At 44.7% G+C, this 19,316-nt stretch carries 18 protein-coding genes; 2 read left to right on the top strand and 16 right to left on the bottom strand.

The annotated features are described in order from the left end of the window. Positions 1-14: 14 nt before the first annotated feature. The 12 genes from BN3656_RS07025 to BN3656_RS06970 all read right to left on the bottom strand — a co-directional run bounded on the left by BN3656_RS07025 (position 15) and on the right by BN3656_RS06970 (position 12,561). Positions 15-1,385, bottom strand: a complete 1,371-nt coding sequence (locus BN3656_RS07025) for an extracellular solute-binding protein (RefSeq protein ID WP_066545748.1) — start codon at positions 1,383-1,385, stop codon at positions 15-17. Positions 1,386-1,407: 22 nt separating this feature from the next. After that, on the bottom strand, positions 1,408-2,235 hold the full coding sequence (locus tag BN3656_RS07020; RefSeq protein WP_242962962.1) for a carbohydrate ABC transporter permease: 828 nt from the start codon (positions 2,233-2,235) through the stop codon (positions 1,408-1,410). Next, positions 2,232-3,107 (bottom strand): sugar ABC transporter permease, encoded by an 876-nt coding sequence (locus BN3656_RS07015; protein ID WP_066545745.1) that lies wholly within the window; start codon positions 3,105-3,107, stop codon positions 2,232-2,234. The genes BN3656_RS07020 and BN3656_RS07015 overlap by 4 nt, the downstream gene beginning before the upstream one ends. After that, positions 3,104-3,991: an HAD family hydrolase gene (locus BN3656_RS07010; RefSeq protein ID WP_066545743.1), complete on the bottom strand. Its 888-nt coding sequence runs from the start codon at positions 3,989-3,991 to the stop codon at positions 3,104-3,106. The genes BN3656_RS07015 and BN3656_RS07010 overlap by 4 nt, the downstream gene beginning before the upstream one ends. Before the next feature lie 186 nt (positions 3,992-4,177). Continuing rightward, positions 4,178-5,794, bottom strand: coding sequence for a helix-turn-helix domain-containing protein (locus tag BN3656_RS07005; RefSeq protein ID WP_066545741.1), 1,617 nt, complete (start codon positions 5,792-5,794; stop codon positions 4,178-4,180). Between the two features lie 41 nt (positions 5,795-5,835). Continuing rightward, positions 5,836-7,686, bottom strand: coding sequence for a B12-binding domain-containing radical SAM protein (locus tag BN3656_RS07000; protein ID WP_066545739.1), 1,851 nt, complete (start codon positions 7,684-7,686; stop codon positions 5,836-5,838). Positions 7,687-7,691: 5 nt separating this feature from the next. Further along, positions 7,692-8,186: a dCMP deaminase family protein gene (locus tag BN3656_RS06995; RefSeq protein ID WP_066545737.1), complete on the bottom strand. Its 495-nt coding sequence runs from the start codon at positions 8,184-8,186 to the stop codon at positions 7,692-7,694. Between the two features lie 94 nt (positions 8,187-8,280). Next, the gene (locus BN3656_RS06990; RefSeq protein WP_143331336.1) at positions 8,281-8,535 is read right to left on the bottom strand and encodes a DUF2007 domain-containing protein; all 255 of its coding nucleotides are present in this window, start codon (positions 8,533-8,535) and stop codon (positions 8,281-8,283) included. A gap of 147 nt (positions 8,536-8,682) precedes the next feature. Beyond that, positions 8,683-9,063 (bottom strand): DUF1667 domain-containing protein, encoded by a 381-nt coding sequence (locus tag BN3656_RS06985; protein WP_066545732.1) that lies wholly within the window; start codon positions 9,061-9,063, stop codon positions 8,683-8,685. After that, positions 9,057-10,319 carry an FAD-dependent oxidoreductase gene (locus tag BN3656_RS06980; protein ID WP_066545725.1) on the bottom strand — a complete coding sequence of 421 codons (1,263 nt, stop codon included), beginning with the start codon at positions 10,317-10,319 and terminating at the stop codon, positions 9,057-9,059. Before BN3656_RS06980 ends, BN3656_RS06985 begins: the two co-directional genes overlap by 7 nt. A gap of 3 nt (positions 10,320-10,322) precedes the next feature. After that, the gene (locus tag BN3656_RS06975) at positions 10,323-11,780 is read right to left on the bottom strand and encodes an NAD(P)/FAD-dependent oxidoreductase (RefSeq protein WP_066545716.1); all 1,458 of its coding nucleotides are present in this window, start codon (positions 11,778-11,780) and stop codon (positions 10,323-10,325) included. 457 nt (positions 11,781-12,237) lie between these two features. After that, positions 12,238-12,561 carry a hypothetical protein gene (locus BN3656_RS06970; RefSeq protein WP_066545714.1) on the bottom strand — a complete coding sequence of 108 codons (324 nt, stop codon included), beginning with the start codon at positions 12,559-12,561 and terminating at the stop codon, positions 12,238-12,240. 100 nt (positions 12,562-12,661) lie between these two features. On the opposite strand from BN3656_RS06970, the gene BN3656_RS06965 reads away from it, so the two are divergent. Further along, complete coding sequence (locus BN3656_RS06965) at positions 12,662-13,003, top strand: transposase (RefSeq protein WP_066545712.1); 342 nt, start codon at positions 12,662-12,664, stop codon at positions 13,001-13,003. Next, on the top strand, positions 13,003-13,908 hold the full coding sequence (locus BN3656_RS06960) for an IS3 family transposase (protein ID WP_066545706.1): 906 nt from the start codon (positions 13,003-13,005) through the stop codon (positions 13,906-13,908). The genes BN3656_RS06965 and BN3656_RS06960 overlap by 1 nt, the downstream gene beginning before the upstream one ends. Positions 13,909-13,973: 65 nt before the next feature. On the opposite strand, the gene BN3656_RS06955 is transcribed toward BN3656_RS06960, so the two are convergent. From BN3656_RS06955 to BN3656_RS06940, 4 genes are read right to left on the bottom strand one after another with little or no spacing between them, the layout of a single operon-like run. Then, a complete protein-coding gene (locus tag BN3656_RS06955; RefSeq protein WP_066545704.1) occupies positions 13,974-15,278 on the bottom strand; it encodes a sugar ABC transporter substrate-binding protein in 1,305 nt (434 codons plus the stop codon). A 24-nt stretch (positions 15,279-15,302) separates the two neighbouring features. Further along, on the bottom strand, positions 15,303-16,202 hold the full coding sequence (locus BN3656_RS06950; protein WP_066545702.1) for an AraC family transcriptional regulator: 900 nt from the start codon (positions 16,200-16,202) through the stop codon (positions 15,303-15,305). Next, positions 16,202-17,299 (bottom strand): glycoside hydrolase family 88 protein, encoded by a 1,098-nt coding sequence (locus BN3656_RS06945; RefSeq protein WP_242962961.1) that lies wholly within the window; start codon positions 17,297-17,299, stop codon positions 16,202-16,204. Before BN3656_RS06945 ends, BN3656_RS06950 begins: the two co-directional genes overlap by 1 nt. Continuing rightward, positions 17,289-19,289 (bottom strand): hypothetical protein, encoded by a 2,001-nt coding sequence (locus BN3656_RS06940; protein WP_242962960.1) that lies wholly within the window; start codon positions 19,287-19,289, stop codon positions 17,289-17,291. The genes BN3656_RS06945 and BN3656_RS06940 overlap by 11 nt, the downstream gene beginning before the upstream one ends. Between the last annotated feature and the right edge of the window lie 27 nt (positions 19,290-19,316).

Below are 19,316 nucleotides of genomic sequence, written 5' to 3'. Positions count from 1 at the left end.
CTTACTCATTTCCCTTACTCAATAGGGTTGGCTCTGTAATAATCCTCAAGCGCCTTCGCACAGCCGTCCTTGATGGCGTTGAAGGTTTCCTCTTTCGTTGCTGTTCCATCACCGAAGGAAAGCATTGCATCCTTAATCACCGTATCAATGGTGCTGTTATTGGGGATAAAGGCCGGAATCACAGAGATTCCAGACTGCATCAGCACATCATAGGGAACCTGAAGCCTGGACTCTGCCTCTACTGCTGTCTGATAGGATTCCAGCTCCTGAGACTTTACATTGACAGGCGTATAACCGGTTCCCTCAAGCCACATTGCCTGAGCCTCAGGGGATGCCATATACTGTACAAATTCCCATGCAGCCACTTTCTTTGCCTCGTCATCACGATCCATCATAAACAGGCCGGAGCCACTGGGATATGCACCACCGATATCGTCTGCAGATACGGCAGGAATTGCCGCAACTCCCCAATTAAAGCTGTCTCCCACCAGCTCGCTGATGGTCGGGATACGGGAGCTGGTCATAATAACCATTGCGTGCATACCCGCTGCAAATTCCTCATTGATGGAATCCTTAGATGGCTTGTAGGCGCCGCTGTTTACAACCTTTTCCCACTCCGTTAAAAACTTGTCCAGCGTACCGTTGGATACGCAGGAAAGCTCTGTCATATAGCCTTCGTGTCCATTTTTGTTATTTCCGAATTCACTGCCGGACGCCCCCTGAGTCTCAATCCAGTTTTCCAGCTCATACTGGTTTACACGCACATTTAAGCCATACTCTGCGCCCGTTTTTTCCACCAGCACCGGAAGGGCATCCGCCATCTCTGCGATCGTTGCGGGCACAGCCACACCGGCCTGATCCAGATAATCCTGATTGTAATATAAAAGCAGGGCTGACGTAGTCCACGGCATTCCGATCATCCTGCCTCCGATGGAGTATTCCTCAACCGCTCCCGGCATCAGATCCTCTTTTTTCATTGTTCCCTCTGTTGTAAGCATGTCTTCTGTCCATACGGTACGCTTGTAATCCCGAATAAGGTTTACGCTCTCGCTGTAAAGCTGGATCACATCCGGCATATTTTCGATATCGTCCGCAGGCATGGCGGCCATGAGGGCATCTGTGCCGGGCCAGTTCTGGAATACAGGCGTTACATGGATATTTTTTTCTTTTCCGATGGTTTCATTGAACTGATCCACCTGCTTCTGGGTAATCTCTCCAAACACGCTGTCCATGGAGTGCCAGAATGTGATCTCTGTCATGCCGGAACCAGCTTCCTGTTCCTGTGAAGCAGCCCCGCTGTTCCCGCCAGAAGCACCCTGACAGGCAGTAAGCCCCATTGTAATCATTGCTGCTGCCGCAATCGGCATAAATGCTTTCATTTTCATTGTTTTATTCCCTTTCTTTCAATTATTCTTTTACCGCGCCGGACATCATGCCCGCCACGATCTGTTTCTGAAATACGATAAAGAGCAGCACAGTCGGAACCAGAGCCACTACAACTCCGGCCATCACCGGCCCAAATACAGCAGATTCCCTGTCCTTTAACATGGTAATTCCTACCTGTATGGTTCTCAGCTCATTTTTATTCGTTACGAGCATGGGCCACACATACTGGTTCCAGACATTTACAAAAGAGGACAGGAATACGGTAGTTACAACCGGACGGCTGGTAGGCATCAGGATACTGAAGAAAAACCGCAAATTCCCGCAGCCGTCAATAGCAGCTGCTTCCTTTAAGCTTTTGGAAAATCCCAGAAAATGCTGCCGCAGCATAAAGATATTAGCCGCAGACACAAGATAAACCACACAGATTCCCATATATGTGTTCACCAGCCGTAAACGGCTTACTGTGGTGAAATTGGCAACGATCAGTACATCCGGCGGGATCATCATGGTGCTGAGAGTCAAAAAGAACAGCAGCTTCTTTCCCTTAAATTCCATAAAAGAAAAGGCAAAGGCGGACATGCAGGCTACCAGTACGCGGCTCACACTGCAGATCACAGCAACCACAAAGGAATTTACCATATATCTTGGAAGGATAGTCCTTGTAAATGCAGTCACATAATTGTCAAAAGTTACCTTAGGAGGAAGGAAATGAAGCGGAGAAGCCAGCACTGCCTTTTGCTCCATCAGTGAAACCGAAACTGCATAGAGAATGGGAAACAGCATGAAAAAGGCCAGTCCCAGACACAAAACCTGCATGAAAACACCCCATTTATCACGTTTTGCCATCATGAGTAATGCACTCCTTTCTTTTCCCATAAAAATCCTAAAAGCGTAGCTGCCAGAGTCATTATAAATGCAATGATCGCCGCCGGATTAGCATTGGTATAGTTGCCGGCTGCGCCGATCTGTTTAAAAATATAGTACATAATTGTGATCGTTGCGTTTTTAGGTCCCCCGTCTGTAAGAACGCTTACAAGACTCATCATCATCATACTGTAGGAAATGTCTGTTATAATAAGATAAAACATGGTAGGCGTTGTCAAAGGAAGATAAATCTGAAACAGCTGACGAAACGGGCCCGCACCGTCTATGGATGCGCTTTCAATCATATCCTTCGGCACGCTTCTCACTGCGGCCAGCATAAAGATAAACGCATAACCTGTAGACAGCCAGATCTGGATAACTGCAATGGCAATCATGGCGTACTTTGGATCTGTCAGCCAGTTGATCTTAAGCCCTGTTACGCCGTTGATAAAGCCCAGGGACGGAACATAAAGAAGCTGGAAAATCATGGCTGTCACGGATACCGCCATTGCCATAGGCAGGGCGAATGAGGTCTCATAAAGGAAGGATGTCTTTCTGCGCTTATTCGCCAAAAGTGCCAGAAGCATTCCCAGTATTTTTGAAACAGGCACCGTTAAAATAACATAAACCAGTGTATTGATCACTGCTTTCACAAAGGTTTCATCCTTCAATATATACAGATAATTCTCAAATCCCACAAAACGCTTCAGCGTTCCCATGGAATCTACAATAAAAAAGCTCTTGTAGACTGTCTGAAGAAACGGGAGAAACGTAAAAGGGATAAACAGCACAAATGCCGGCAAAAGCCAGCAGTACGGTTCCAGTACCTTTTTTAATGATGTTCGCTTTCCTTTCATTGTCCCTTACCTCTTTCTGATCCTTTGCATTCTAAAGCCCCATGGCACCGCTGCGGTAGATTTAAAGCTTCCAGTGCTTCTATAACACCGTAGACCCATTTTTCATGGCTGACATAATCAGCTTCTTCTTTTAATGCAGAAACAGCGTTTCCTACGGCAGCTCCCAGTCCTGCTGCCCTAAACATATCGATGTCATTTTTATTATCTCCCAGCACCATGACCTCATCCATGGGGATCCCAAGACTCTGCGCCAGCCGTTTTACCCCCATTCCTTTTGTGCACTCTCCCGGCATGACCTCTATCCCCCGGTCATCATAGCGCAGGATCGACAGCTCCTCCTGCTTCCGGTTCCTGTTCAGCTCGCAGATTACCTCATCTACTTTACCCGGAGACGCAGGGTCAATGATCAGGAGCTTTTGTATCCTCCAGTTCTGCCAGTCCTCCTCACAGGCAGGACGCCAGGTTTTTGTCCATGAGCCGTTCCTGCTGCGGCTTCTGGTATAATCATTCTGCCGGTAGACCACCTCATCCGATCCATCTGTGGCAATAATCGCCATATTCAGATGATCGGCACATTCAATAGCGGTTCTTACCTGATCTGTATTCAGATGGTCACTCCAAAGAAGCCCTTTCTTCCCTCCTGCCGCAGCCCCGTTGCAGGCCACCATGGGAAGTGTAATCCCGAGGTGCTCTCCCAGAAGCTCCATCATGTCCAACGGACGGCCGCTTGCCAATGTAAACGGAAGCTCCAGCTTTTGGATCATGGTGCCAAGATGCCTAATCCCGTCTGAAACTCCGGGGCCGTCCGGCTCTGTTCCATCCTGTCTGCAGCCTGCCGGCAGGAGCGTTCCGTCAATATCGCTTACGATCAGACTGACTTTCATATCCATCTCCCAACTATACAGCGTTTTGTTTGTTCTACTCGTATTATATATAAGTGTCCCTGTTTCTGGCTTTCATTCTTGCGACACTTTTTATCATTTTTTCGACTTCATGTGTAAATCCATCGTAAAAAAAGTGCTGTTTTTTCCTTATAAGATAAAAAAACAGCACTTTTCCGTATATTAATATCATTTTTCCGAATATTCCATTTCCAGTTTCTGGTTACGTCTTTGTTCGCTTTCTCTGCGGAACTGTTTGGGCGTCACTCCGAAATACTGCCGGAATACACGGATAAAATAGGAAAAATTATCATATCCCGATTCCATTGCCACCTCGCTGACAGAAAGCCCCGTCGTCTGCAGCAGTGTTTTTGCCCGCTCCATTCTCTTTTTAATCAGGTATCCCCGAATCGTCATTCCTGTTATGTTTCGGAAAATTCTGGTGGTATAATCGGGATTTAAGTGAGTTAAATCCGCAATCTGCTCCATGGTAATGTCATTTTTAAGATTAGAACGGATATACTCCTTTACTCTTCTCACCACCTCTGCTCCATGGGTCCCTTCCTTCAGGCTGTTCTGTCCTGTAATATATTCCGTGCATTTGGACACCCACCGGCACATTCCGTCAATGGACAGGATTGCAATCTTATAGAGGCGGTATATCTCATGATTATCGTAAAGCTCATGGGCCCGCATTTCCTTTTTTTCCATATATGTAAAAAACAGCTGGAGCATATCCTGCTGGAAAATACGGAAATTCTGCTCGCTTAAATGCCCCAGTCTTGCCAGAGGTACCAGAAATTTTTCAACCTCTTTTACCAGCCGCTGGGGTTCTTTTGTATAAAGAAGCTCTCCCCAGGTATCCGGAACTGCAATTTCTTTCTTTTCTCCCAGACTCTGCCTGTTTACACAGGTTATGCGGTTCTGCTGAAGCACATCATCCTTGCTGTAGGTAAGAAGGCTGCTGTAGGTATCAGCCAGCTGTTCACAGAACACCGACTCACCAATATAGCACAAAAGCTCTGCCTGATACTCACTGCGGCAGCGGTCTGCCAGAATCCGGCATCGTTCCTGAGCCGTATCAAACTCTGCCTCCTCCAAAAGGATCACTACACGGGTATAAATCACAATCACCTTGCTGCTGTCTCCATCTGTTTTTACAAATGCCCGGGCAAGATTCTGAATCGCTGCCTGGCACAAATCATCCCCCCAGGCCATTTTCATCTCATCTTCATTTGCCAGTGTGATCAGCACCATCCGATAGCGGCTGTCCTTGTCCAGCTTTGCATCTACCTGGGCAGCGGCGGCCTCGATCTCCTCCGGCCCTCCGGGAATCCGGTTTAAACAGAGCTTTTTCCAGAACATCTCCTGAATCATGCGCTGATTATTTTTCCAGTAACGCCCGTACTGCTTTTCTTCGGTTTCCTCCTGTTGTCTGAAGCGCCGCTCTTTAAACCGCTCCACTGCCTTGAAAAATGCTTCCTCTGAAACAGTTTTTTTTAAATAATCGACTGCTTCAACATATAAAAGCCTGCGAAAAATTTCCTCTGAAAAGCGACTTCCAGTCAGGATAATCCCTGCATTCGGGACAGTGGAACGCAGTTCTGTCAGAAGTGCCTCTCCTCCATCCTCAGCGATTTCCGTACAGCAGACGATAAGGTCTGGTTTCTGATTTTTTGCCGTTTCCCTGGCCGTCCTTTCGCTGTAGGCCGTTGCCGCACTCTCCACGCCGCAGGCCTCCCAGTGAATCCTTTTTTTCAGTTCCCTTATATCCTCTATCTCCGAATCGATCAGCAATATCTTCATCCGGTTTCTCCGTTTCCTGTTTATGCGCAGTCTGGCTTTTTCTATTCAATCTCAACCCGAACCATCCTTGCATTATAGGTCAGCGGGTCGCGGTTTTTATAGTCAAACAGCAGAAAACTTCCGTCCCCCGCCGGCTCCAGATGGGCCATCTTTGCCAGCTGGCGGGAATCATATCCCGTATAATCCGGAAGCAGGCAGGGGCAGTCCTCCTCCTGCCTGAAAAAACGCCGGATCTGCTCCTTGAAATGTGAAAGATTCCTGGCAAAGGAAGGACGGCTTTTGATATTTTCCCGGAGGTACAGATCGGTCATCAGAGCATCTCTGTACTGCTCACGCTTTCTCTCTGCATCTGTTCTGCTGCCGTCAGAAAACATTTCCTCTGCCTGCTCCCACAGGATCTCATACCGTGCCAGACGGCTGTGATTTACGCCGCCATATCCCTTCTTCTGGTAAAATCCGGCCAAATCCAGAAACATTTCATAGGGTGTATCAAATTCCTGCCTCAGCTGCTCCAGTGTACAGGTAAACTGGCGGCTGTTATAGTAGACTTCCACCATCTCTTCCACAGCCTTTAACTCCAGGATATCTCCATAAGAAAGCCATCGGGTGGACAAGACCTCATAGGGCGGGGAAGATGAATATAACAGCTCACAGGCAGGAATCATTTCTTCCATATAGGAGCCTTTTAACACCTTCAAAAATCCCAGCTGCAGCTGTTCCGGCTCCATATCATATACCTCATTAAAGGATTTTCTAAAGCTGCTTAAATCCTCATGGGGAAGGCCTGCGATCAGATCCAGATGCTGGTGGATGTTGTGCCGGCTGTTAATATGATGGGTAATCTTTCTTATTTCTGCGATATCTGTTTTTCTCCGGATTGCCGAAAGCGTGTCCGGATTGGTGGACTGGACTCCTATTTCCAGCTGAATCAGTCCCGGACGCATGGAAGAAAGGAGGTTCAGCTCCTCCTGATCCAGAAGATCTGCTGCGATTTCAAAATGAAAGTTCGTAATGCCGTTGTCATTTTCCCGGATAAACTGCCAGACTGCCATGGCGTGGGATTTTTTACAGTTAAAGGTCCGGTCCACAAACTTCACCTGCGGTACTCTGGCATTTAAGAAAAAGGACAGCTCTTCCTTTACCCGTTCCAGACTGCGGAAACGGACGCTCTTATCAATGGACGACAGGCAGTAAGCACAGGAAAAAGGGCAGCCTCTGCTGCTCTCATAGTAAATAATCCTGTGTTCCAGTTGTTCCATCTCCAAAAATCCATAGGGAAAGGGGATCCGGTTCATATCCATGGGCGGACGGATACCGGTGTCATAAACGGGCCATCCTGCCTGTCCATTACTGCCCGTAAAAGTACCCCAGGATGCGCCGTCTTTATTGCCCTGACTGTCCAAAAATACCAGTCCGGGAATCCACTTTTGTTTTATTTCTTCCAGATATCCACTGAAGGAGGCTCCTGATCCCTCCTTTTCCACCAGAACCTGTAAAAGCTGTGCAAAGGTTTCCTCGCCTTCCCCTTTCATCACCAGATCCGCCGCAGGCTGTTCTCTTAAAATCTCCTCACCGCAGTAGGATACCTCAGGACCTCCAAGCCATATCTTCACTTCCGGGAGCACCTTTTTTATATCTGCCAGAAGACATTTTATATAAGAAATATTCCATATATAGCAGGAAAAACCGATCACATCCGGCTTCCTGCAGTACAGATCTTTAAGAATCTGTTCTAACTGGTGGTTGATGGTATACTCCGCCAGCTCGATCTGTATCTGTTCTCTTTTAAAGCCCTGCTCTGCCAGCATCTTCTCACCGTAAGCCTTCAGGCTGTAGATCCCCAGATTGGAATGTATATATTTGGCATTTACCGCTGCCAGAAGAACCTTCATTTTCCCTAAACCTCTATTTCAATTTTACGCCCTGTAGGCTGATACTGATAATACCTTACTCCGGCTGCATTGAGCATCCGCTTGGAAGCCCGCACGGCAGGCGTATCGGCATACTTGTCTTCCCCATAGACAATCGTTGTAATTCCCGCCTGAATAATGGCCTTGGCACATTCATTGCAGGGGAAAAGGGTCACATAAAGCTTGCTGCCCTCCAGGCTTCCGCCTCTGTAATTTAAAATGGCATTCAATTCGCTGTGGGTAGAATAAAAGTATTTTGCATGGTAGGGATCGTCCGCCTCATGCTCCTTCTCCCAGGGAAATTCGTCATCTGAACAGCCCTTGGGGAAACCATTGTAGCCCATAGAAAGGATCTTGTTGTCCTGGCTTACGATACAGGCTCCCACCTGGGTGCTGGGATCCTTAGAGCGTTTCCCCGACAGACAGGCCACTCCCATAAAATATTCATCCCATGTAATATAATCCTCGCGCTTTCCCGACATACGTTTCCTCCTGTTTCGTATATTTTCTCTCTGCATTCCACTATATAATAGATTGGGGGAAAATGCAAGGATGGAGAAGGTTTGTAGATGGGCTCTACACCTGTGAATGAATCAACCTCACTGCCCACTCTGCATCCTTTTTATCCACATAAAAGGAATATGTAACCAGAAGCCTGTTATTTCCCAGGCTTCCAAGTCCGGCCTGATCAAACGGATTTCGTCTTGAATCATCCCGGGCCCGAATCTTGTATTCTATATGATTTTCATTCAGAATTTCCTGTACCCGTTCCTTCTGGAAGCTGTCTGAGGTGGAATATACCCGTTCTGTCTTTCCAATGAAAAGGCTCATGCATTTCTCCTCCTTCTGTAATTGTTCTTTCATTAAAAAATACCATATTTCATCCAGAATGTTAAGGACATTCATTTAAAAACCCTTCTTAAATACAGACAGCCGGACCCGTTTTCACCACTGGTCCGGCTGTCTGTATACATGATTTTATTTCTGTTTCTCCACCGTCTTCGTCACGATCACATCGGAATCGTATCCTAAAAGTCCTTCTATCACTACAGTCCCTGCTTTCACTGGTGCAGTGACGCGGCATCTGCGGATTTCTTCCATGGCGTCAAAGATCCTTGCCTTTGGTATGGGGGCCGTGAGGCGGACACTTGTAAGGGGCAGCTCTCCTCCCTCTACCGAAATGGAGGTTGCGATATTTCTTTTGGGATCGGTGAGCTCCTGCTCCACATAAGCTTTCCCTCTTGGACAGGCTGCTCCTTCTATGGAACGGATCCGGCAGGCTCCATCCTCCGTTTTCTCAAGTTCTGCTGTGATCTCACAGCCATTTGGGCAGATAATGCAGGTAAATTCTCTTACCATTCCACACTCACCTCCAGTTCTTTACAGCCTGACAGCTTCTCTGCCTTTAATGGAATCTGAATCATTTCTGCCGGAATGGCTTTTTTCATCTTTTTAAAAGCCACCTCCGTTCCATCCTGACGTACTACGATACGGCAGTCCTTAAATGGCCTGTTTACACGCAGTGACAATCTGCAGTCCTCTTTTCCGGAAATACGCTGCGGCACTGTGTGATTGATAAAACAATCGGTACGAATCACAACGGGACACTCCGGCAGACATCCCTTATCTACATATTCCGCTGCAGCATCCGCCAGCCGTTCCGCCTCCATGGACACAAAGTCTACCAGATCATGGACGTGGAGCACATTTCCTGCTGCAAAGATACCGGGCCTATCCGTCTGGAAATACTCATCTACTTCTGCGCCCTTTGTTCTCCCGTCCAAGGTTACGCCGGCATCCAGGGAAAGCTCATTTTCAGGAATCAGGCCTACCGACAGGATCAGCGTATCGCAATCATACTCTTTTTCCGTTCCCGGAATCGGTTTCATATGCTCATCTACCTGAGAAACCGTCACACCGGTCAGACGTTTATCCCCGTGGATAGCTGTAACCGTATGGCTCAGATAAAGGGGGATTCCATAGTCATTTAAACACTGCTCAATATTTCTTGGAAGGCCGCTTGGATAAGGCTGAATCTCAAATACAGCCTTTACATGGGCTCCCTCTAACGTAAGGCGTCGTGCCATAATCATACCGATATCACCTGAACCCAGAATCACCACTTCCTTTGCAGGCATCCGGTTATACAGATTGATATATGCCTGAGCCACTCCTGCAGTAAATACGCCTGCGGGCCTTTCTCCCGGAATTCCCAGAGCCCCGCGGGTGCGCTCTCTGCAACCCATAGTAAGGATCACTGCCTTTGCCTTCCACTGCTTTAAGCCCTGAGGCGTAGCTGCAGTAACCACATGTTCCTTTGTCACCTCTAAAACCGTGGCGTCCGTCAGATAGGGGATCTTAAGTTCATGCACCCGGTCGATAAATTTCTGTGCATATTCCGGGCCGCTTAGGGTCAGGCCAAAGCGGGTCAGGCCAAACCCGTCATGGATACACTGGCGCAGGATACCGCCCAGATGTTTCTCCCGCTCCAGAATCAGAATATCCGTAATCCCTTTTTCATACAGCCGCACTGCTGCCGCCAGTCCTGCCGGACCGCCGCCCACTATGACTGCATCCACTGCTTCACAGACGATCTCATGCTCTAAATGTCCCATATCCTACACCTCCCGAACCTTTCCGAACAATACCTGTGAACCTTCCCGCTCATACTGCACCTGGGTTTCTTTTTTCCCCAGCTCCTGTTCGATGAGCTGCTCGATCCGCATCTGGCAGTAACCGCCCTGACAGCGCCCCATCATGGAACGTGTCCTGTATTTGATGCCTGTCATGGTATCCACTCCCAGAGGATTATGGATAGCCTTTAAAATTTCCGCCTTCGTAACCTTCTCACAGCGGCAGATCACCTCTCCATAATCTGGATCTTCTTCAATCAATCGGGCCTGTTCCTCCATGGAACATTCCTCAAAGCGGCGGATTCCCTTTCTTTCCGGATTAAAATCAGGATTCTCTTCCAGTTTTTCCCTTTCCTTCATCATTTCAATGGCATACCGCGCAATAGGTACTGCTGCTGTCAGTCCCGGAGACTCTATTCCTACCAGATTGATGGCCCTGGGCGCAAGATCATCCCGTATCTCAATCTTAAAATCCTGGATCACTCCCTGATCATCCACCCATTTTGGAAGGATACCGGAATAATTGCGGATATAATCCTGCTTACGGATACAGGGCCACAGATCCGAAGCGCTGTTAGCCAGATAATCCATATTTTCCTGCGGCACTCCATAGTAGGTGAAATCCGTCACCAGATCCGCATTTGGCCCGATAATAACATTTCCGTCTGTGGTATTCGTCACATGAATTCCCATATATGTATTGCTTGGAACCGGATAAACGGGCATAGGAAGCAGCGGGCCGGTACGCTTATCCAGAATAATGTAATCGCCCTTGGAGCCGATGATATGGTATCCCGTAATTCCTAGGAGATCGGAAATTTTTCCGCATCCAAGGCCTGCACTGTTTACCACCCAGCGGCTGTAAAAGGTTCCCCCGGAAGTGGAAATACAGTAATTTCCGTCTCCGTCCCTGGAAATATCCGTTACCTCACAGCCGAAATGATACTCAGCCCCGTTCGCATGGGCATTTTCTGCCAGGGCAATGGTATAGCCAAAGGGATCTACAATCCCGCTGTTCTTTGAATACATGGCAAATTTTCCCACTACCGCAGGTACCAGCTCGTGGAGACGTTTTTCGTCAATGAGCTCTAATCCTGAGGCCCCATTGTCCTCTCCCTGGCGGATCGTGCGCTTTAAGGTCTCCATGTCCTCATCCGTATTGCCGACCAGCACCTTTCCACAGCGGATAAAGCGAAAATCCAGTTCCTTAGCCAGCTCTCCCATCATCCGGTTTCCCTCTACGCAGAGCTTTGCCTTTAAACTTCCTCTGTCATAAGCAAAGCCGCCGTGAACCACGCCGGAATTGCGCCCGCTGGTCTCATTGCAGACATCCAGATTTTTCTCCAGAACGCCGATCCTTAAACGATATCGTGACAGCTCTCTGGCAACGGCGCTCCCCACTATGCCTCCGCCGATGACGAGCACATCATATAGTTCTTTCATGTTCTTGCTCCTCCTTCTATTGGGCGAATATTCATCCTATAAATTATAGTTTATTTTTAGCATATTGGCGGGAATAAGTCAATGTGTTTTGAGGCATTTCAAAATATTTATAGGATGAATATGGTTCGCAAACAAAAACCCTGCCGCTTCCATTCCAAAGGGCAGGGAGAATATTTGAACCAGCCTAAAATATTCACGGCAAAACCGTGAATATGGCTGAAAACCACATAGTTACTGTATTTTAATTGCATATTACTTTTCACTTTTTAAGTGAACGGAAAAAGAGCATCCATTTGTGGTAAAATTAAGGTGTCTAATCAAAATAACCACCAACAAAGGATCCCTTTATGAGTATTGTAAATACCTTAACCATTGAAAGCAATAGGCAAATTAAAACAAATTTTGATGCGTTTGTCATGAAGGGGGCGGATGCGCCCCTTAGTTGGACGTCTGCTATTTACCTTGCACTTTTAAACTCTTCCTTTACCTGCTCTAAAAGCCCCGGCTCCTCTGCCAGCCTTGCTCCCATTAAAGCCAGGATCTTAGCAGCAAATATCATACCCTTATGAGCTGCCGGCCTCTTTGCCTGGACAGTCACTGCCCAGCTGTGATTTGGTGTTTTCCGGCCATAGCAGGCTGTATTAATATTTACAACCGGAACAATCTGGCTTACATCTACAATATCACTGGAACCATTATCCTTTTTGATCCTGCCATCTACAGGCAAGATTCCCTCGTCCAGCTCTCCAAGGACCCCCTGGATCCCTACATTTTTGGCCACCTCTCTGGCAAATTCTGATGGTGTATAAATAAAGTTGACACCCTATTCTCAAGGATTTTGATATATAATCATAATCGATACGAGAACAGGAGAAAAACCTATGGCACAGAATCAAAAATCTTATGACAATGAATTTAAAGCACAGGCGGTAAAGCTTGCCCAGGAAATCGGCGGTCATAAAGCTGCTCAGGAATTAGGGATTCCAAAGGGTACTATGTACACTTGGATAAAAGCCTTCAAAGAGGGGCGTCTCAGTGCAAATGAAGCAGTTCATACGCCCAAGAATGCTTTATCCCTCAACGATGAGCTTATTGAACTCAGAAAGCGTGTAAAAGAGCAGGATAAGGAAATTCGTCGCTTAAAAGAAGAAAACGAATTCCTTGAGCAAGCAAGTGCTTTTTTCGCAGCCAGCCGTCGGAAGTCAGCAAAAAACAGAGATTAATGTTTATTGCAATCAAAACGGATGACGGCCGGATTAAGGGTAAAATTTCTTTTTATTGCAAAGTGCTTCATGTTTCAAGGCAGGCATTCAACAAATTCCTAAAAGCAAAAGATACCCCTTGGAAATATCAGGCACTGGCAGATGCAATGCTTGATATTTGCAGCGAAGATGAATGCAATGACACTTATGGAAGAATCCGTATGTATCAGGCCTTACAGCTCAAACAGCCTGAGGGAGTACATATTCCCGGTGAGAGAACTGTTTATCGTGTCATGGCAGAAATTGGTCTTAATCATAAACCAAAACGTAAGCCGAATGCTATTACCAAAGCTGATAGAGAAGCCAGTAAATCCGACGATTTAATCAAGCGTGACTTCGCTGCTGAAAAGCCCCTTGAAAAGTGCATGACCGATATGACTGAAATAAAGGCTTCTGACGGGAAGCTCTATGTTTCAGCTATCTTTGACTGCTATGATTTAGCAGTATTGGGACTTGCTATGGATACAAATATGAGAGCTACCCTATGCGAACAAACCTTAGAGAATGCTTGCAAAGCTTACCCGATGCTCCGTGGAGCTATTCTTCACAGTGACAGGGGAACCCAGTATACCAGTGAGCTATATCGTAAAGCTATCAACAGATATGGCATTGTTCAAAGCATGAACAGTGCCGGTGGCAGATGCCATGATAATGCCAGATGCGAAAGCATGTGGGCACGCTTCAAAGAGGAATTACTTTATGGTCGTTACAATCCTACCTCAATGACCGTAGAGCAGTTAAAGACGCTCATCTGGAGATACTTCATCAGCTACTGGAATAATCGGAGGATCTGCTCTGCTAATGGTGGACTACCTCCAATGGTTAAGCGACAACAATACTATGCTTCGCTACAGGAGGCAGCATAAGGTCGAACATTCTTGAGAAAAAAGTGTAAACCAATATTGACGATATCATTAAATAATTTTTATAGTCAATTTAATTCTGCAAGCGATTCTGTAATCAAAGCATCCATATTTTCAATAAATTCATCAACTGTGATATTTCCAGCCATAACATCCTGAACACCTGCTTTTAAATCCGTCTGTACCAGAGTAGTAAATTCCTGATATCCCCACTCTGCACCAGGTTGTAAATCAGTTGCTTTCAGCTCATTAGAAAACAGTTCAAAATATTCTGAACCGAAATCGTAATCAAGCGTTTCGTTGCCCTTAACCTGAGACAAGTAATAATTCTCCAGACAATACTCTGCATTATTTTCAGGTTGAGACAGCCACTCTATAAATTCTGCTGCCTCCTGCTCCACGCCGCTTCCCTGAAAAGCAGATATATATTTTCCGCCTGGAATACTTGCTCTCTGAACATCTTTGGGAAGATAAGTAACTCCCCATTCAAAATCTGAAATTTCTTCTTTGTAATTGGAAACCATCCAACTTCCTGCCAAATGAGTCGCAACCTGACCGGTTCGAAACATTTCATTTGGATTTTCAGAACCTAACCATACAGATGTCGGAATAATCCCTTCGTCATGGAGATGTTTAAACCACTCTACGCTTCTCTTAACACCCTCTGATTTAAAATTAGATGCGCTCAGGTCTTCTGTCAGCATACTGCCACCTGCCTCATACATTAGGGTGGTAAATCTCTGCGGAGATAAGTCTACAACCATTCCATATTTGCAGTCACTGTTTGCCATCACTGTCTTCAATGCATCTTCAAACTCATCCCAGGTCCAGACTTCATCCTCAGACTTCGGTACGGAAACACCCGCCTGTTCAAAAGCAGTCTTATTATAAACCAAACCATTGGCGGTTATATCCATAGGGGCACCCAGAATTTTTCCATCAAACTCATACTGAAGACCCGAACCAAAATTATTGCGGAATGCATCTGCATCAATATATTCACTTAAATCCAGTAACTGATTCTGAAATGTACCAATATTGGAAAGTCTGGTTAATGCCGGCTGTTCATCTGCGTTTACCATGTTTTTCAGCTTATTTTCCAATTCAGAATATGGAACTTCAATCATTTCAAACTGGATATCCGGATGAGTTTCTGTATATTTTTCAGTCAGGCGTTTAAAGCTTTCTCCTTCTTTTCCATCGCTGAACCAGACTACATCCAAAACCTTTTTTTCATTCGTATCGGATACTTTACCTTCGACTGTCTCATTTTTTTTCACTGTTTCAGAATCTGAAGATTCTGATCCTCCGCATGCTGCCAGCATACTGGCTGCCATTATTGCTGCCATTACTCCTACTAATACCTTTCTCATAATAACTGTTCTCCTTTCGTTTCGTTATTTCTGGTATTTTTCCTGTGTGTATTTTTTTGGTGTAATACCAGTCATTTTTTTAAAAACAGAAATGAAATGACTATCTCCACTATAGGACAGTCGCATTGCCACATCTGTCACTGTCATTCCGCTTTTCAACATTTTTTTTGCTGCCATAATCTTTTGATTTGTGATGTACTGGCTAAGCGTAAATCCTGTTTCTTTTTTAAAATAATGACTTAGATAATACTTGTTCATATAAAAATGGTCTGCGATATCATCCAGCTCCATTTTTTCTTCTACATGAATGCTAATGTATTTCTTAATTTGCTTTACCCTTTCACGATAAAGAGTCACTTCCTCATATGTACTTTCTGTTTGAACAAAATCCTCAGATTCGGATTTTTTTTCCTCAGTGAAGAAATGATACCACTCTGACAACGTATTCAAAAGATCCAGAAAACATAACTTTACATGGATCAAATTATAGATATTATCCATATTCTTTGAAATGCTGGACTCAAAGTTTTTCATCATTTTTTCCACTTTCTTCAGCTTCTCGCCAGATAAATGCATCCAGTTGACCACATCATCCTGAACATCTTCAAACAAGGATGAAAAATTGTATCCAAACGCATTTGACATCTGCACAATCATTTCCGGCTCAAACATCAACACATACCGTCTGTAATCAATCCCCTCTTTTCCAACCGTTCCGTGGTATTCCCTGTTATTAATAAAAAAAATATCTCCTTTTCCGACTTTGTAAATCCGGTTTCCTATTTCCAGTCCCACATCATCACTCATAAAAAGGATGATTTCATACTGATTATGAACATGCAGCCCTTCCATCTTCCAATTACGGCTTATACCATCAAAATAGTAAATCGAATCAAATTCTTCAAAGAAAACCTTTTTTTTCATTAAACAGCCTTACCTTTCCCTGTATATACCATAGCTTCCTGCAACGCCATGATCGTCATTGCCTGACCGTAGGTCATTGGACAACATATAATTTCTTTATAAAAATCCGCATTCTCACCAATGGGAGTTCCATAAGATACATTCATCACAGTTCCGTCCTCTTTGATATATTCCGGCAGATGTGCCAGTGCTTTATCAACCATATCACCATACTCGTTGATATCCAGATGACCTGTACGAATACCATGAAGAATTCCGCACAGGAAACCGGCACTTGCAGAAATCTCAATATAGGAGCTGTTGTCATTAATAATCGTATGCCATAACCCACAATCCCTATCTGCATATTTTTTCAATGCGTTTACCTGATCATAATATACCGTCAGGAAATGACGTTTCAGTCCCTCATCTATCTCTACCATTTCCAAATAATCCATAATAGCAACCGTATACCAACTGTTGCCTCTGCCCCACATTATTTCACCATAGTTGTTATTCCGGTCGAAATTAAAGCCATGGTAAAAGAGACCTTCCTTTTTATTCAGCAGATATTTAATGTGCTGAAGGAATTGATAGTTCGCTTCATCTACACAATCCTTTCTTCCTAAAATAACACCTGCCCTCGCCAGGAAGAGAACCGTCATAAACAGCGTATCAATCAAAATTTCACTCTGATTAGGATCTCCCGTAATCATATGCTGGAAGCAGCCGTCTCCTGTACGGATCAGGCTCCCGTCCATAATCCACGCAGTCCATTCACGAATCAAATCCAGATATTCTTCTTTCCGCGTAATCTCATAAATATAAGTCAGGGTCAGCATCGGTGCTGTAGTATTTACATTCTTTTCCAGAATTCCTTCTTCCATTCGCTCATCGTACCAATGTATCAGAAAATCAAGTATATCCTGCCTGCCACTTGTTTCATAGTATTTGTATAATCCATAAATACCAACTCCCTGAGGCCACTCCCAGCAATTAATGTCAATCAGGCTAATAGGAAAACGTTCCTCAATCCCGTTATTTTTCATGGTCAGCATACATGAAGAAACCCGGTTCAACAGTTCTTCATAAGCAATATTGACATTGTCACACATCATTATTTTTCCTTTCTATTACTATTTTTCCTTTTACATCCATCGGATAGTGATATACCCTTTCTTCATTTACCAAGAAGCTTTTGTCTACTCCGATTTTATAACGCATATTGCCATTCTTTATCAAAATTTCACCATTTTCATCTTTTTGAATGAAAATATTATTCATCTCCTCCAAGAACTCTTCCAGACTTTCATAATCGTCTGCCACAGCAACCTTTACAATCCAAATATTCTTTCTACCAGGACTGATAAACTCTCGATAAGCAGTAACTCCTTTTCTCTGAAGCGTAATACCATTCAATGTACGAATTCCAATATATCCGCCATTTTTTGCTGCTACAAGCGAATCCTCGCTTCCCATATACTGCTGAAATTCACAAAGTGGTATATATGCATGTGTAAAATCAATACGATTCTCCTCCGGAATATTATAAACTAGGATTCCTGTATTTCGATATTGTACTCCCAGTGGTAAAATCCCATTACCGGCCCAGTAGTTAGGTCTTCCGCTTCCGTATGGATGTGATTCGCCCGGATGGTTAATAAAAATCTGGGCTGTCTTATCTAGTGTTGCCTGCAGAATATGCTCTTGGTATCCTTTTTGAAAAGGCTTAAAGGCAACAGCTGTGGACAGCATCACCCGGCTGTTTTTATATAAATACAGGTTTACATGTTGTTCAAAGCCCTGGGTATTCTGATGAATCAGTACTTCACCATCTTTCAACCCCATATATTTTCGGTATTCATCCGGAGCCTCATAATCGCTTAAAGCAAGAGATATGCTTCCGATTCCAGCACGCGTCAGATGTCCGGTATTATAAAGTAAATAAAGCAGAGATGTTGTTCCGGCATTGTAATTACCCTTCATTTCCTTCTCATATGTTCTGCCAAAACTGGCCATAACCGCACCTTTATGCTCATTTATTGCAATGCTGTAGCATACCATATCCAGTGCGCGTTTTGCCTTTTCATGCAACAGATCTCCTTCTTCCGTGATATTATAAATTGTCGCCAGACCGTGTACGTCGACCGGAATATATGCACTGGAATTCCATTCGGTAATAAACTCACGGAAAAATTCTTCAAACCATTTATCTAACAGCGCCCTTCCATGTCTGCAAACTTCTTCACCGTACTTACCGCTGTTGATAAACAATCTGTCCGGGAATAGCTTTCCTGCCAGGTACTGACATGTATGGAACAGCAGTGCATGATTCTCACTAAAAAACCACATAACATCATCACCCGGCTCATCAATCCAATAACGATATCCCAGAGCTGTCTCTTCAATAACCTGACGAAGCTGTTGGGAAAGCCTGTCATAAAAACGGTAATAAATATACAGAATAATTGTAAAATGAAAATCTGAACAATCCTGCCTGTCCTTTACACCCCCGATTTCCTCAAATATAATTCTCTCAGCTTCTTCATATCCATATCCTTTTTCAAAATAAGCGGCTGCTTTATAGGCATTATCAGATCCATGGTGAATCAAAATATCTAAAAACTCTGTTTTTCTGACTTTACTGTCATCTGAGCCTCTCCCAAGGAATTTTTTCCATACAATCTGATTGCCGACTTTACGCCTTATCTTAATCGGCCCTTCTTCCATCTCAAACATAAAGTTGTAATATCCAGGAAGAATATCTTCTGCATCCATCAGCTTCAAATGCTTCTGCCCCGCATCCAGCTGATACCTGCAAATATAGTCTTCACCCACCTGGTGATTCATTTTCTCCACAAATTCACCATGTGAAATAATAAGTTTCAGAAAGTCATCCCTGATTAGGCCTCCCGGCAGTGTCATACTAACTTCTTCACTGATGTAAGATTCCTTATCAAAATATATCAGATCTAAAATATCTTCATAACGCTGTACATTCTCAATATCAACCTCGTCCGGCACAGGAAGAACCATCATCAAATTTTGTTCTCCGCAATAACGCAGATGAAAATAATAATCTGTATCCCGCTCTGCCAGATCATCCAAACAGAGAATCAACTTGTTTGTTCCCTT

The sequence above is a fragment of the Clostridium sp. AT4 genome, assembly GCF_001517625.2.
Lineage (GTDB): Bacteria > Bacillota > Clostridia > Lachnospirales > Lachnospiraceae > Enterocloster.
The sequence above is the reverse complement of the archived record's forward strand: the minus strand, read 5'-3'. Positions and strand labels throughout refer to the sequence as shown.

Excerpts from the sequence above, each read along its gene's own strand:
- BN3656_RS07005 (WP_066545741.1), bottom strand. The coding sequence starts at position 5,794 with ATGAAGATATTGCTGATCGATTCGGAGATAGAGGATATAAGGGAACTG.
- BN3656_RS06990 (WP_143331336.1), bottom strand. The coding sequence starts at position 8,535 with ATGAGCCTTTTCATTGGAAAGACAGAACGGGTATATTCCACCTCAGAC.
- BN3656_RS07000 (WP_066545739.1), bottom strand. The coding sequence starts at position 7,686 with ATGAAGGTTCTTCTGGCAGCGGTAAATGCCAAATATATACATTCCAAT.
- BN3656_RS06995 (WP_066545737.1), bottom strand. The coding sequence starts at position 8,186 with ATGTCGGGAAAGCGCGAGGATTATATTACATGGGATGAATATTTTATG.
- BN3656_RS07015 (WP_066545745.1), bottom strand. The coding sequence starts at position 3,107 with ATGAAAGGAAAGCGAACATCATTAAAAAAGGTACTGGAACCGTACTGC.
- BN3656_RS06960 (WP_066545706.1), top strand. The coding sequence starts at position 13,003 with ATGTTTATTGCAATCAAAACGGATGACGGCCGGATTAAGGGTAAAATT.
- BN3656_RS06965 (WP_066545712.1), top strand. The coding sequence starts at position 12,662 with ATGGCACAGAATCAAAAATCTTATGACAATGAATTTAAAGCACAGGCG.
- BN3656_RS06985 (WP_066545732.1), bottom strand. The coding sequence starts at position 9,063 with ATGGTAAGAGAATTTACCTGCATTATCTGCCCAAATGGCTGTGAGATC.
- BN3656_RS06980 (WP_066545725.1), bottom strand. The coding sequence starts at position 10,319 with ATGGGACATTTAGAGCATGAGATCGTCTGTGAAGCAGTGGATGCAGTC.
- BN3656_RS06975 (WP_066545716.1), bottom strand. The coding sequence starts at position 11,780 with ATGAAAGAACTATATGATGTGCTCGTCATCGGCGGAGGCATAGTGGGG.
- BN3656_RS07020 (WP_242962962.1), bottom strand. The coding sequence starts at position 2,235 with ATGATGGCAAAACGTGATAAATGGGGTGTTTTCATGCAGGTTTTGTGT.
- BN3656_RS06955 (WP_066545704.1), bottom strand. The coding sequence starts at position 15,278 with ATGAGAAAGGTATTAGTAGGAGTAATGGCAGCAATAATGGCAGCCAGT.
- BN3656_RS07010 (WP_066545743.1), bottom strand. The coding sequence starts at position 3,991 with ATGAAAGTCAGTCTGATCGTAAGCGATATTGACGGAACGCTCCTGCCG.
- BN3656_RS06945 (WP_242962961.1), bottom strand. The coding sequence starts at position 17,299 with ATGATGTGTGACAATGTCAATATTGCTTATGAAGAACTGTTGAACCGG.
- BN3656_RS06950 (WP_066545702.1), bottom strand. The coding sequence starts at position 16,202 with ATGAAAAAAAAGGTTTTCTTTGAAGAATTTGATTCGATTTACTATTTT.
- BN3656_RS07025 (WP_066545748.1), bottom strand. The coding sequence starts at position 1,385 with ATGAAAATGAAAGCATTTATGCCGATTGCGGCAGCAGCAATGATTACA.